Raw genomic sequence first — 13,382 nt, 5'->3', positions numbered from 1 at the left:
TTCGGGAATCTTCCGAAGCCGAAGAAACAACCTGCTTCTCCATCCGGAACGGAAAGGCAGCTGGACGCCTAGGTTTACATATTTCACGATAGCGAGGGATTACTTTTGAAAATGAAAGCTATTGCTTTACTTTTAGTTATTGCACTTGCGGTCGTCTGGCCGGTATCCTCCAGCCAGTTGAATGCTTCCTCTTCTTACTATAAGAACAAAGTCATCGTGCTGATGTATCATCACATCGATACCAAAGAAAGCGGAGCAACGATTTCGCCAGGCCGTTTTGGTACGCATATGAAGCTGTTGAAAGATTATGGCTATAACGTAATCAGTGTGGAGCAGTTCGCTGATTTCATGCAGAAGAAGGGAACGGTTCCCGACAATGCAGTTGTCATTACGTTTGATGACGGCTACGAAAGCTTCAACCAGTATGCTGTCCCGATTATGAAAAAATATGATTTTGTCGCTACTCATTTTATTATCGGCGCAAGCAGCGACAAGCAAAACGTATCGACGAAGCACCTGTCCTGGGATACGATGCGCAAGCTAAAAGAAGAAGGCTTCAGCTTTTACAGCCATACTTATGATTTGCATAAATACGCGGAGCTGAACGAAAGCGGCAGCAAGAAAGGCCCGATGCTGAGCAACCGTATTTATTTGAAAGACAAAAAACGGCTGGAGACCAAAGCGGAATATACCGCTAGAGTCACAAACGATATTTCCTTAATCGAAGGCAAGCTGAAGGATGAACTGGACAACAAGTACCAAATGATCGCTTTCCCGTTTGGCTCATTCAACTCCACAGTGAAAAAGCTTCAGAAAGAGCAAGGCGTTTCCTTGTTCTTCACGACGCGGCCGGGTATCAACAAAGCCGGATCTGATGAAGTGTTCCGCATCAATGCGGGATCGCCGAAAATTACGGCCAATAAGTTTTTGGAATCATTGCGTAAGTTCCACTAATCGTTATGAATGAAAAAAAGGGATGTGCCCGTCGCGGGTACATCCCTTTTTCTAATTAATTTAGCGCGCTTCCTCCGTATAGGAAACGATATTCCCAATGCGTTCCTTCGATGCTGCTGATCGTAACGCCGCCGCTCTCTTTGGAATACGTATGTAGAATTTTGCCGTCTCCCAGATAGATGCCGTCATGGGAAATGGCCGCAGTCGACTTGTTCACACCGGAATATGCAGATGCTTTCGTTCCTTTGTAGGACATAAAGAACATAATATCGCCGCGCTTCAGCTTCCGCCAGTCGGTCACTGCGTTGCCTTTGTTTTTCACATAGCTTCCTTGTCCGCGCGAATCTGCTGGAAGCTTGAGTCCAACTCCATCGATGAACGATTGCCGAACGAAATCCGAGCAGTCAAAGGTCTTTGTCGTGTTGCGGTCTGAGCCATATTCGTACGGTGTCCCTAAGTAACTCATCCCCGCTGCGATTACCTTTTCAACCGAGCTTGATGACGGAACGGAACCGCTGCCCCCGCTATTACCCGGATTGCTCGGATTAGTGGTATTCCCTCCGCCGGGTGACAGGGAGCCTACCGTAATATATTGATCCTGCGAGCTGACATAGCCGGTCGTACCTGTCGAATCTTGCACTTGGTACCAATAGCTGTTCGGCTGGGACAGCACGGATACCTGCTCGCCTTTTTTCAAATATTTAATACGCAATGCCGATGTCGAAGGGGCTGTCCGGAAAGAAACAGAAGCCTTGATTAAAGCTTGGCCTGCCGATAATGAAGTGCTGGCTGCGGCCGATGCCGTTTGTGCGTTCCATGCTGCTGGGATTGAAGCCGAGACAGCGCTAAACAATAACGCAGCTGAAAGAGTTGTCGTTACGAGCTTTGCCCGAATCCTGTTATTCATAGTTGTACGCCTCCTTGTTTGCGGCCCTCTAACACGCCGCTGTCCCCATTGTAGAATCGACCCGCTCTTCAAGCATCGACCGATGTTCCTAATTGGCGCTTTCGCCCATCTAGGCACATGGTTTCAGAGGAGGATTGTAAATAAACGCCAAGAAGCGTTCCCCTGCGGGGAACGCTTCAATAGCGAAATATGCGGAACCTGTTGCCTCCACTGCATTTGCGGCAGATTTTCCATTCCGCTCATAACTAGGGCAAGCTTGCCATGGATGACTGAGCCTTTAGAACCAATTTATTCTGCGTCTGGATTTGTTTCCAACATTTACTTGCTAGCTTAAGGCCATAAATCTGCAACTTTTCGCCTTCTTTAGCTTTCCAAAAGCTCCAGCGGCTCCACATGGACATGTACGCTCATAATGTTGCTTCTCCTTGCAAGGCGCTTCTCAATCTCGTCGCTGATCCGGTGACTCTCAATCAGAGACAGCTGCGGATTCACTTGTACGATCACGTCGATCAATACGTTGCTGCCATGTACACGGGCTTTAATATCCTTGATCGACTCGACTCCCGCTGTGCTCTCCACCGTTGTCCGCAAGGATGAAAGCTCATTTGCATCGAATCCATCCGTCAACGCATGCGTAGAGCTATAAAAAATTCCCCAGGCCGTTCTGCAAATAATGCAGCCTACAGTGATCGCAGCAACCGGGTCCAGCCATGGCAAACCAAACTGTGCGCCAATGATGCCGATTGCGGCCCCGATACTGACCAGGGCATCCGATAAATTATCCTTGGCTGCAGCCATAAGCGCATGGTTGTTAATCCGCTTCGCCAGCCTTCGATTATACATATATACGCCTGCCATGCAGACGGCTGCGAACAGCGCAACCCAGGCCGTTATCAATGAAGGTACATGCCCCTTCCCCGAAATCAGATCGCCGGTCGCACTAATCAGCACCTGAATGCCGACGGTCGCCATAATGAAGGAAGCGATAAGCGCGGCGATTGTTTCGGCCCTGAAGTGTCCGTAGGGATGGTCTTTGTCCGGCGGCTTCTGTGAAATACGGAGACCGATCAATACAGCCACTGAGGCTACGATGTCCGTCAGGTTATTGAACCCGTCCGCAACGAGAGCCCCGGAGACGAACCAATAACCTGCCCCCAGCTTCAACGCCGATAGGACCAGATAGGCCGTAATGCTAACCCAGGCCCCCTTCTCGCCCTGCTTAATATCCTCGTATTGAACCAGTTTCCTTCCCTCATTTCCATTTCTTTTATAACGGTATCATAACCGACCGAAAACGAGTGGGTCTAGAGAAACAGTGTTTACCTCAGTCTTGCTTTTATGCATAAATGCAACACTTTCGTTAAAAAGCGCTGCGTGCCTCCTTCTCAAAAATGGTATAATATGACTCGCGGCTTCATACACGCTCTACAGATAAGAGGGGGAAACATCGTTTCATGTTTATGAACCAGTTGGTTACGAAAATGTTTGTCTTTTTTTCCGGTATTCTGCTTCTGGGAGGGGCCGTAATTGGCTTAACGATCTACCACTCTTCAACCAAGCTGGTCGAGGATTCAATGGGCTTGCAAGCGAAAGCTGTTGCCGAGAGGGCTAAAACGTTAATTTCGATAGATGCGTATGCCAAGCTCGGACCCGATTCCGGCGAAACGGATTATTACAAGCAATTGAGAGAACAATTAAACGAAGTACGGACAGCAAACGGTTTGAAGTATTTATACACGCTCGGCTATAGCGAGCAAGAAGGCTATTATTATATCGTGGACGGCGCGCCGCAAGATGTTGCCGAAGATGATTTTTCGCCCATCGGCACTAAGGAAGACAATCCCTATAAAGGGATGATGCGTGCTTTTACAGAAGGGACGGCGCAGATTGGAGATCTGACTAATGACGACTATGGGGCGACGATTTCGGCCTATGTGCCGATAGTAACGGAGGATGGCGCACTAATTGGAGTGATGGGTGCCGATCTTGACGCTACAGCAATTTACGAGCTTATGAAGTCGAGCCGTACCAATATGATCTGGATATCGTTAGCGATTCTGCTTGCCAGTATGCTGCTCATCTATGCGCTGGCGCGCTACTTGACCAATCCGCTGAAAAAACTGAAAGCTCAGGTTGCGAAGGTCGGAGAGGGTGATCTGACATTGGCAGACGCACTAGGCATAGAACGCCGTGATGAGATTGGACAGCTTGCCGATGCGTTCAAGCAGCTCGTCTTCGATACGAGAACCGTTATTCAAGGCATTAGCGACAGCTCAAGCAAGCTGCTGGCAACGGCGGAAGGCGTCTCGCTCCATGCTGGAGAAACCGCAGAAGCAAGCACGCTCATCTCCGGCAGCATTCGGGAAGCATCTCGTGGAGCAAGCGAGCAGGTGCTGCGGTCAACGGAAGTCTCCTCGGCTATGGAGGAGGTCACAACCAGCATGCAGCATATCGCGCAAGCCGCTTCAATCGTTGCCGATGTATCGCAGCAAACGACCAACAATGCCTCCGGAGGAACGGCATCCATTACAGCGGCCGTAGAACGAATGGAAGCCATTCATGCCTCCTCCGGTAAAGCTGCGAATGTCGCCCATGCCTTGGAAGGTTATTCCGAACAGATTGGCGGGATTGTCTCCATGATGGCCGGTATCGCAACACAGACGAACTTGCTGGCGCTCAACGCCGGTATTGAAGCGGCTCGAGCCGGTGAGAATGGACGCGGCTTTGCAGTTGTAGCCGGTGAGGTACGAAAGCTTGCACATCAGTCGGAAGAGTCCTCCAAACGAGTCGCTGAGCTGATTGAAGCGATAGTCCGGCAGACGGCCGAGCTGTCCGTCACAATGACGGCAAGTATGCAGGACATACAGGCAGGCATGGAAACCGTGAAGCAGGCCGGTGATTCCTTTCTCGTCATTCGCAGCGGTCTGGAGACGATTAACGAAAGGCTGCATGATGTATCTGCTGCATCTGAGCAGCTCTCCGCAGGATCCGAGGAAGTATCGGCGTCTGTGGAAGATATGGAGAACATCTCCCGGCAATTCGCCGACCGGTTTAAAGAAATTGCCGGTTCCTCCGATGCACAGCTTCAGGCCATGCAGGAGGTAAGCACGTCTTCTGAATCCATACGGCTTATGTCCCAGCAATTAAAGACGCTAATCAGCCGTTTCAAAGTATAAGGGAATATAAGAAAGAGGCTTGGCGCGATGCCAAGCCTCTTTCTTTATTGCTGCTTATTAGACAGCGTACATACGCTCGCGGAGCGCTTTTACTTCTTCGCTCTCGAGGTATTCATCATAAGTCATCATCCGGTCAATCAGGCCGTTAGGCGTAATTTCCATGATGCGGTTCGCAATCGTTTGAACGAACTGATGGTCATGCGAAGTGAACAGCACCGTGCAGTCCGTATCGGTCAGACCGTTGTTCAACGCCGTAATGGATTCGAGATCCAAGTGGTTGGTTGGTTCGTCGAGAATGAACGTATTCGCGCCGCTGAGCATGATTTTGGACAACATGCAGCGGACTTTCTCGCCGCCGGACAATACGCTTGCTTTCTTCATCGCATCGTCGCCCGAGAACAGCATACGGCCGAGGAAACCGCGGATGAACGTTTCGTCCGGGTCTTTCGAATATTGACGCAGCCATTCCACCAGGTTCAGCTCAACGCCATCGAAGTAAGGGGCATTGTCTTTCGGGAAATAACCTTGGGTCGTCGTAACGCCCCATTGGTAAGAACCGGCGTCAGGCTCCAGTTCACCCATAAGCAATTGGAACAATACCGTCTTCGGCAGGCCGTTTGGTCCAACGAAAGCGATTTTGTCGCCTTTGTTGATCGTCAGCGTTAAGTTGTCGACTACTTTTTCGCCATCGATCGATTTCGTCAGCCCTTCAACGAGCAGCAGCGATTTACCAGCCTCGCGCTCGCCTTTGAACAGAATGAACGGATATTTACGGTTCGACGGACGAATGTCGTCGAGCGTAATTTTATCAAGCAGCTTCTTACGGGAAGTCGCTTGTTTGGACTTGGATTTGTTGGCGCTGAAACGTTGAACGAACGCTTGCAGCTCCTTAATCTTGTCTTCCTTCTTCTTGTTCTCGCCGCGCTGCAATTGAAGCGCCAGCTGGCTGGACTCATACCAGAAGTCGTAATTGCCGACATACATCTGGATTTTGCCGAAGTCGATATCCGCAATGTGGGTACATACGGTATTCAGGAAGTGCCTGTCATGGCTGACTACGACAACAGTGCCTTCATAGCGGGACAAGAAATCTTCCAGCCAACGGATCGATTCAATGTCCAAATGGTTGGTAGGCTCATCGAGGAGCAGAATGTTCGGCTCGCCAAACAATGCTTGCGCCAACAGAACGCGTACCTTCTCGTTGCCGCCCAGCTCCGCCATTTTCTTATCATGCAGCTCCGTTGTAATACCAAGACCGTTCAGCATTTCCGCCGCTTGCGATTCCGCTTCCCAGCCGTTCATTTCGGCGAATTCCGCTTCAAGCTCGCCTGCACGCATGCCGTCCTCATCGGTGAAGTCGGCTTTGGCATAAAGCGTATCCTTCTCCTTCATGACTTCATACAGACTTTTATGGCCCATAATAACCGTCTCCAGTACCGCGAACTCATCATATTCATAATGGTTCTGCTTCAGTACAGCCAGACGCTCACCCGGTGTAATATGCACTTCGCCATGCGACTGCTCGACTTCACCGGACAATATTTTCAGAAACGTAGACTTGCCAGCGCCGTTCGCTCCGATCAGACCGTAGCAGTTGCCTGGCGTAAACTTAATACTAACATCTTCAAAAAGCGCGCGCTTCCCGTAGCGAAGCGTTATGCCACTTGTACTAATCATTGTTCGCAACCCGTCCTTCTCTTCCATACTCAATATCTCGAACCATTATAACACAGTCTACACCGGAAACGAACGCCGCAATCCGATTTTCAGGTTGAAAAATGCAGGCATTTCCCATATAGAGGGCGCATTCGCAGCCGTTTTTTCTATCCGGCCGCGCTTAGGTGCGCTGCAGGATGACAGGATGCTGTTCGCGACAGACTGTCCCCCTTTTATGGATGAGCATGAAGTATGGCTCTACGCACTCGGACTGATGTGCTTCGATGTCTCGCGAGCCATAGTCACCTTCCCTTACGGCTGATAGCGAAGCGGCTTCGCTATTTTGCGAAGGGAATTTCGCTATTCACTCTTGCTTAGGGGTATTTCTCTTCATTAGCGAAGCTAATTTCGCTACTCGTGAACCTAGGTTAGCGAATTACGAAGTTTGCTTCGCTGCGAGTGGAACGTGCCTCACTCTATCATAGTACGAACGAAGTTCAGTTCGCTATTTAGCGAACCCGCTTCGCTGGAGGCAACTTTCCTCGCCACCTTATTCAACAGCAAATCTAGGTTCCTTATTTAGCGAACCTACTTCGCTGGAGACCATCCTGTCTCGCTCTAGCATCTCTACAACGAATCTAGATCCGCTGTAGAGCGAAACGGCTTCACTATCTCCTCCAACCGAGCAATACAAAGACAATGTTACTTTTACGACCCACTAGCTAGTTATTTTCTGCGTCTGCGTTGGGTTTCGGACTATAGGCTAACGAATCGGCTTCGCTAGTCCCTCCAACCGAACCATTCAAAGGCAATGTTACTTTTACGACCCGCTAACTAGTTACTTTTTACGTTGGAATGCGGACTATAGGCTAATAGAAGCTAGGTTACTCCACACCAACCGGCTGCGAAATTTGGCTGCCGGCTGCCTTGTTCTGCGACTGGTTTCCTCTTACAGAGCGATGCATTACGAAGGCGCTGACTCCATACAGCAGCGCGCTTGCATAAAATAGCGCATTGATTGTCAGCCAATCGATCACATAACCCCCAATGATTACAGCGAAGCCTGAAGCTATCGTCGTCCAGAAATGGTAGGAGCCGATCATACCTCCTCGAGCACCCGGCTCTGTCAGATCTGCCAGCAGCACCCTCTCGCTCATTTTCTGCATAGCGCTGCAGGTTCCCATCAGCAATTGGAGCACCAGCACCCATCCGTACGACATCACCCACGGAAAAGCCAGCATGGCCGCCATCATCCCAAGCGAGCTGAGCAGCATAATGCACGGACTATGCTTGTCCAGCTTTTGTCCAACCCATTGTGACACCAAGGCTGAACTAATCGTAAACACAGCAAACGCGAGGCCGTACTTGGCGAAGCTGTTGCCGAGATTTTTCAAAAAAAGCAAATAGTACGGAAAGATCATGCCAGCCGCCAGCGTGACGAGGCTCTGCGAACGAATTAGTCCTCTCCACTTCATTCCTGCTCCCCCTTTAATACCCCCGAATCACCATACTGCTCATAGAAATAATTCATAAAAAGACCATCTGGATCATATTGATGTTTTTTCTGAAAGAAAAGCTCATAGCTCGGATATGCCGCTTGAAACTGCTCTTTGCTTGGATACGCTGCATATGGCAAATAATACGAACCGCCCACGGCGAGAAGCTCATCTACAATAGCCTGCACCGACTGCTTCATTTTCCGCTGCCCGCTCTCTGATAGAGGAACATTGAATAAGCAAACTAAGGCCAGCCTGTCCCCTCGAGCATAGGACAATACAGCTTCTTCATCCTCGTTCACATATCTGACCGTCACATTAAGCAGATTCATCCCGTCATCCGTGACGATCCGGCGAAGCTCCCCGACGAACACCTCAAACTGATCGAGCGGCACAAAATATTCTTGAAGCAAATCATTGCTCCTAGGCTCACTGAACTCCATTAACCGCCATGCAGCGCGCATCGTGTTGTTGCGGCTAATATATGTACCGGAATTTATCGTAAAAAAATCAGTCTGCAAATTCCACATCAGCTCCTTGCCCCAATCGAAGGAACGATTCGCATTAAACAACAGCTTCCCCGGCACTACCCAAGGCTCACGCTTCGTCAGCTTATTGTGGCTGGAAAGAGGTTCCGTCGCCTGCGGCACTATGCTGTAATTTTTAGCGAACATTTCGGTCAGAAAGCTTTTTGGCGAGACTGATAGTCTGGCAATATGCATACGAATGTCAGGGTCGGTCATCACTTTCTTGCGAAAATAATCGACGTACGCACCCATCTCCATCGTAATCGTCTTTTCTTCGTAAAGCTCATCGTCCGTAAGCAGAAGCGTAACGTCCAGTATGATGCCGAACAGACCAAAGCCGCCCAATGCCAACGGGAAAAGCTCCTCATTTTCCTCGCGGCTAACATTACGAATGATACCATCGGCCGTTAGCAGCCGGAATGATTCTACGCTTTTGATCATCGACCCGTTGCGGATGTCTCGGCCATGCGCATTGACGCTGATGGAACCGCCCACTGTAAATAAATTTGGAGATTGCATCGTTCTTATCGCAAGTCCATACGGATTGATTTTGTTTTGGATATCCTCCCAAGTAGCCCCGGCCTGAACGGTAATGCGCTTGGCTGCTTGATCGAAGGACAGTATCCGATTATAACTCGTCATATCGACCACGATGCCATCTTTATAATAAGTATGGCCGCCTTGACTATGACGCTGGCCAGCTATAGACACGGTAAGCCCTTTCGCTTTCGCGTCTTCCAGTAAGGCCAATAACTGCTCTTCCTTCTTGCTCTCAACGACGCGATTCACTTTGACGGGATGCAGCCTGCTGTAATCGGTAATGAGAAAAGGATCCTGACTTGACGCCGCCGTACTGACATAGCTGTACATGCAAAGCGCAATAAGCAGCAGTAGCGCCGCAGTCTTTTTCATAACGCTGCTCCTTTCTTTCAAGACGACCGCTAGCAAAAAAGCTCCCGCTTCGCATGATTTTCATTGTGCGGAAGTGAGAGCTTTTCGATGTATATATTTAATTTAGAAATTAGAGAAACGTCAAATACCTTTTCTTAGTCCCAGTTCAGCTTAACCTCGTTGCCGGTGCGGGAGGATTCATAGATTGCATCAAGAATACGCATGTTCGTGTAGCCCGACAGCGCAGGTGCGATCGGCTGTTTGCCTTCGATGACGCATTCTACGAAATGCTTGCTCAGCAGAACTCGGTCCTCTTCGCCATCCAGCGGCTCGATATCCGACTTCACCACTTCATTATCCTGGTGGGTCACATAGGATCCAGCTTCGCCGACCAGCGATACGCCGCCTTCCGTTCCCATCAGATGGATGAACGGATCTTCGCTGAGCGCAGCGGAATGGGCTGCCCAGCTTACATCCAGCGACAGCGTCGCGCCGTTGTCGAGCTTAATGAGTGCGGACGCCAAGTCTTCAACGTCATAATAGCCTTCCCAGTTTGGCGTACCCCAGCTGCCGATCCCTTCTTTTCTCGGACCAAACTCCGCGTAAGTGGAGCCATATACGGATACCGGCTTCGGATTGCCCATCAAGTAGAGCGACAGGTCAAGCATATGAACGCCGATATCGATAAGCGGGCCGCCGCCGGATTGGTCCGCGCGGGTAAACCAAGAGCCCCAGCCCGGAATGCCTTTTTTGCGCATCCAGCCGGTTTTTACATTATAAATGCTGCCGAGATCGCCATTGTCGATACGAGCCTTAATCGCTCGTCCCAACCCGCTCCAGCGCATTTGATGAGCCATCATCAATACCTTGCCGGATTGCTCTACCGCTTCCACAATCGCACGGGCGGCAGTCGAATCAATCGCCATCGGCTTTTCCAGCAATACATGCTTGCCCTGCTTCAAAGCTTCGATTGCAAGCGATGCATGAAATTGATTCGGCACCGCAATAATTACGGCTTCCAGAGTCGGGTCCTCAAGAAGAGCTTGAGGGCTGTCATGAACGACTGAAATGCCATGCTCCTCCGCGCGCTGCTGCGCAAGCGGCAAGTAAGCATCAGTTACAGCAACGATATCCGCAGTATCTACTTTAGCAAAAGTCGTCATATGAACGTTGCCGATGGCTCCTGCTCCAATTATGCCAATACGAATTGGTTGACTCATAGTATGAAAAGGCCTCCTTCATAATAACTGCCATTGCTGTTAGTATATCGCTCTCCATGCCAGTTGTCATTGAACGCATTTGGCTCGGCTTTGTTCTTATTTGTCATTTGCGCTGATGATTTAGACCACCGGCAAGCTTCCATGTCTCTCCGTGCGGAAGAACGACAATTCTCTCTTCCTCAATCTCACGGGCGGCACGCTCTGCTTCAAGCCGGTCAAGCGCTTCTCGCGGCGTATCGTCGGCAAGCTTGAACGCTCCATAGTGCATCGGAACGAACCACTTGGCTCCTGTATCTTCAAAAGCCTGCAGCGCCTCCTCCGGCGTGACATGCTGCGGCCCCATAAACCATTCCGGCTCATAAGCGCCGATTGGCATAAGTGCTACATCGATATCGAACCGCCGGCCGATTTCCTTAAAGCCTTGGAAATAACCGCTGTCCCCGGCAAAATAAATCGTCGGCGCCTCGCAAACAAGCGGCCGGCCTGTTGCGCCAGCTGCCTGACCTGCTCCGCTTTCGTCCGTTGAACCCGCCGAATTCGGCATAGACGAAGCATAAGGCTCAATGACCCATCCGCCCCAGTGGGAGCTATTCGAATCCCAAGGATTGCGCCGGGTCCAATGCTGCGAGGGAACGAATGTGAATTTTACACCATGGATATGAACGGATTCCCACCAGTGCAGCTCTTTGACATTGGCGAATCCCTTCAGCTTGAGCTTGGAGCTTAGGCCCGCTGGGACGAGCAGCTGCTTGCGTCCGCCGAGACGGCGAAGCGATTGAATATTTAAATGATCATAATGGGAATGTGAAATTAAGACAACGTCAATCGGAGGTACATCCTCAATCGGGATGCCCGGCGGTGCCAGCCTTTTTTGGAAAGCCATCTGTCCCGACCATACCGGATCCGTAATCAGATTAAGCCCGGCCACTTGAAGGAGAAAAGTGGAATGGCCTACCCACGTAATGGAAGGCTGTTTGTGGCTGCGGCAATTATGCAAAAAAGAAAGCTCCGGTTTGACGTTTGGAACCGTATAGGAGTAATCCTTCTGTTTGACTCGGTTCATCCGTTCCTGACGCCATCTGGTAAACTGTTTGAACGAATTGTGCTGCTCGATCGGCTCGATATTCACAAATTTTTTAGGCCTCAATGCTGCATCCCTCGCTTCATTTGCGTTAGTTGTAGATGTTCATGATATCGCTGTCGGAATATTTGTTTGCAGAAAAAAGCTATACTGTAAAGATATCAACTACGCCAGACAGAAGCAACAAGACGATCAGACTACAGCTCTTCAAGGGAATCACAATTCGCATCAAAGCGCGATTTCATGTACACTAATTGTGTACACTATTTATATGCATATCGCTTATTGAATGGGAGGTTATCAACGAGCTATGAAGCTAATTTCCATTGAACCAACACCAAGTCCTAATTCCATGAAACTTAATGTTGACGAGCCGCTTCCGCGCGGTTTGCAGCAATCGTATACGAAAAAGGAAGCTGACAGCGCGCCTGAGCCGCTGCGCAGCCTGCTTGCCATCGAAGGCGTGCGAAGCGTGTTCCGCACGGCTGATTTTATCGCGCTGGATCGCGTAAGCAATGCGGATTGGGCCCGTATTCTGGCCGAGACCCGTTCGCTTCTGTCCGGCGGCGAGGCGGGAGCCGAAGCGGACACCGCCGTGCCTTCTGCAGAGAGCTACGGTGAAGCACATGTATTCGTCCAAATGTTCCGCGGCATTCCGATGCAGGTGCGGGTTAAAACCGGAGAGCGCGAAGCCCGCTCCGCCCTGCCGCCGAAATTTGGCGAGGCAGTTGCGGAAGCCGCTGGCGCCTCAATGATTCGTAAACGGCGGCTGGAGGAGCTCGGCGTACGTTATGGCGAGCTGGAAGAGATCGCTGCTGATATCGTGAAGGAGCTGGACGCTGCGTATACGGAAGAACGGCTCCGCGCATTAATTGAAGCAGCGCAAGCGCTTGGACCTGGCGAGGAGCCTGTCGTTCCGGCAAGACCTGCGCCACTCTCAGCGGAAGAAATTGCTGAACGGCTGCAATCACCGGAATGGCAGGTTCGCTACGCGGCTCTGGAACGCATCGGCAATGCCGAGCCTGAGCTGCTTCCTGTTCTCGCACAAGCACTAAGTGACGAGAACATGTCGGTACGCAGGCTCGCCGTCGTCTATCTCGGCGACCTTCGCGATACGCCGGAGGCAATGCCTCATATGATCGAAGCTTTGCGAGACAAATCCGCCGCCGTTAGACGTACAGCTGGCGACACGTTGTCCGATTGGGGCAATCCGGCGGCAACCGGCCCGATGATTGAAGCGCTGCGCGATAAGAATAAGCTTGTCCGCTGGCGCGCTGCCCGTTTCCTCTATGAAATAGGCGACGAAAGTGCGATTGAAGCGCTTCGTCTGGCAGCACAAGACGCCGAGTTCGAAATTCAGCTTCAAGCGCAAATGGCGCTGGAGCGGATCGAACGCGGCGAAGAAGCTGCCGGGTCCGTCTGGCAGCAAATGACCGCAGCCCGCGCACGCGAGCAACAATAGCAGTTAATAGGC

The 13,382-nt window shown here is 50.7% G+C and carries 11 protein-coding genes; 4 read left to right on the top strand and 7 right to left on the bottom strand.

Annotation, left to right across the window (positions count from 1 at the left end; all coding sequences use genetic code 11):
• Window positions 1–111 precede the first annotated feature (111 nt).
• A complete protein-coding gene (locus IEX98_RS08120) occupies window positions 112–954 on the top strand; it encodes a polysaccharide deacetylase family protein (RefSeq protein WP_229692059.1) in 843 nt (280 codons plus the stop codon).
• Between the two features lie 55 nt (window positions 955–1,009).
• On the opposite strand, the gene IEX98_RS08115 is transcribed toward IEX98_RS08120, so the two are convergent.
• Window positions 1,010–1,861 (bottom strand): C40 family peptidase, encoded by an 852-nt coding sequence (locus IEX98_RS08115; protein ID WP_188888404.1) that lies wholly within the window; start codon window positions 1,859–1,861, stop codon window positions 1,010–1,012.
• 363 nt (window positions 1,862–2,224) lie between these two features.
• Complete coding sequence (locus IEX98_RS08110) at window positions 2,225–3,103, bottom strand: cation diffusion facilitator family transporter (protein WP_188888559.1); 879 nt, start codon at window positions 3,101–3,103, stop codon at window positions 2,225–2,227.
• Between the two features lie 212 nt (window positions 3,104–3,315).
• Between IEX98_RS08110 and IEX98_RS08105 the strand changes: the two genes are divergently transcribed.
• On the top strand, window positions 3,316–5,037 hold the full coding sequence (locus tag IEX98_RS08105) for a methyl-accepting chemotaxis protein (RefSeq protein WP_229692047.1): 1,722 nt from the start codon (window positions 3,316–3,318) through the stop codon (window positions 5,035–5,037).
• Window positions 5,038–5,094: 57 nt separating this feature from the next.
• On the opposite strand, the gene IEX98_RS08100 is transcribed toward IEX98_RS08105, so the two are convergent.
• Entirely contained in the window at window positions 5,095–6,714 is a 1,620-nt protein-coding gene (locus IEX98_RS08100; RefSeq protein ID WP_188888403.1) for an ABC-F family ATP-binding cassette domain-containing protein, read from the bottom strand.
• Here IEX98_RS08100 and IEX98_RS08095 point away from each other — a divergent pair.
• Window positions 6,695–7,015 (top strand): hypothetical protein, encoded by a 321-nt coding sequence (locus IEX98_RS08095; protein WP_188888402.1) that lies wholly within the window; start codon window positions 6,695–6,697, stop codon window positions 7,013–7,015. The genes IEX98_RS08100 and IEX98_RS08095 overlap by 20 nt on opposite strands.
• A 562-nt stretch (window positions 7,016–7,577) precedes the next feature.
• Here IEX98_RS08095 and IEX98_RS08090 read toward each other — a convergent pair.
• The 4 genes from IEX98_RS08090 to IEX98_RS08075 form a co-directional block, all read right to left on the bottom strand.
• Complete coding sequence (locus IEX98_RS08090) at window positions 7,578–8,168, bottom strand: MFS transporter (RefSeq protein WP_188888401.1); 591 nt, start codon at window positions 8,166–8,168, stop codon at window positions 7,578–7,580.
• The gene (locus IEX98_RS08085) at window positions 8,165–9,628 is read right to left on the bottom strand and encodes an FAD-binding oxidoreductase (protein ID WP_188888400.1); all 1,464 of its coding nucleotides are present in this window, start codon (window positions 9,626–9,628) and stop codon (window positions 8,165–8,167) included. Before IEX98_RS08085 ends, IEX98_RS08090 begins: the two co-directional genes overlap by 4 nt.
• Before the next feature lie 134 nt (window positions 9,629–9,762).
• Window positions 9,763–10,827, bottom strand: coding sequence for a Gfo/Idh/MocA family protein (locus tag IEX98_RS08080; protein ID WP_188888399.1), 1,065 nt, complete (start codon window positions 10,825–10,827; stop codon window positions 9,763–9,765).
• A 103-nt stretch (window positions 10,828–10,930) separates the two neighbouring features.
• On the bottom strand, window positions 10,931–11,974 hold the full coding sequence (locus tag IEX98_RS08075; protein WP_229692046.1) for an MBL fold metallo-hydrolase: 1,044 nt from the start codon (window positions 11,972–11,974) through the stop codon (window positions 10,931–10,933).
• A 244-nt stretch (window positions 11,975–12,218) separates the two neighbouring features.
• Between IEX98_RS08075 and IEX98_RS08070 the strand changes: the two genes are divergently transcribed.
• A complete protein-coding gene (locus IEX98_RS08070) occupies window positions 12,219–13,370 on the top strand; it encodes a virulence factor (protein ID WP_188888398.1) in 1,152 nt (383 codons plus the stop codon).
• Window positions 13,371–13,382 lie beyond the last annotated feature (12 nt).

It is taken from the genome of Paenibacillus radicis (ex Gao et al. 2016), assembly GCF_014641555.1.
In the GTDB taxonomy this organism is placed as follows: domain Bacteria; phylum Bacillota; class Bacilli; order Paenibacillales; family Paenibacillaceae; genus Pristimantibacillus; species Pristimantibacillus radicis.
Note: the sequence above shows the minus strand (reverse complement) of the source record. Positions and strands in the feature narration are given on the sequence as shown.

What these genes read in the sequence shown, in the direction of transcription:
- IEX98_RS08120 (WP_229692059.1), top strand. Translation starts at nt 112, where the DNA reads ATGAAAGCTATTGCTTTACTTTTAGTTATTGCACTTGCGGTCGTCTGG.
- IEX98_RS08115 (WP_188888404.1), bottom strand. Translation starts at nt 1,861, where the DNA reads ATGAATAACAGGATTCGGGCAAAGCTCGTAACGACAACTCTTTCAGCT.
- IEX98_RS08105 (WP_229692047.1), top strand. Translation starts at nt 3,316, where the DNA reads ATGTTTATGAACCAGTTGGTTACGAAAATGTTTGTCTTTTTTTCCGGT.
- IEX98_RS08095 (WP_188888402.1), top strand. Translation starts at nt 6,695, where the DNA reads ATGCCACTTGTACTAATCATTGTTCGCAACCCGTCCTTCTCTTCCATA.
- IEX98_RS08100 (WP_188888403.1), bottom strand. Translation starts at nt 6,714, where the DNA reads ATGATTAGTACAAGTGGCATAACGCTTCGCTACGGGAAGCGCGCGCTT.
- IEX98_RS08090 (WP_188888401.1), bottom strand. Translation starts at nt 8,168, where the DNA reads ATGAAGTGGAGAGGACTAATTCGTTCGCAGAGCCTCGTCACGCTGGCG.
- IEX98_RS08085 (WP_188888400.1), bottom strand. Translation starts at nt 9,628, where the DNA reads ATGAAAAAGACTGCGGCGCTACTGCTGCTTATTGCGCTTTGCATGTAC.
- IEX98_RS08080 (WP_188888399.1), bottom strand. Translation starts at nt 10,827, where the DNA reads ATGAGTCAACCAATTCGTATTGGCATAATTGGAGCAGGAGCCATCGGC.
- IEX98_RS08070 (WP_188888398.1), top strand. Translation starts at nt 12,219, where the DNA reads ATGAAGCTAATTTCCATTGAACCAACACCAAGTCCTAATTCCATGAAA.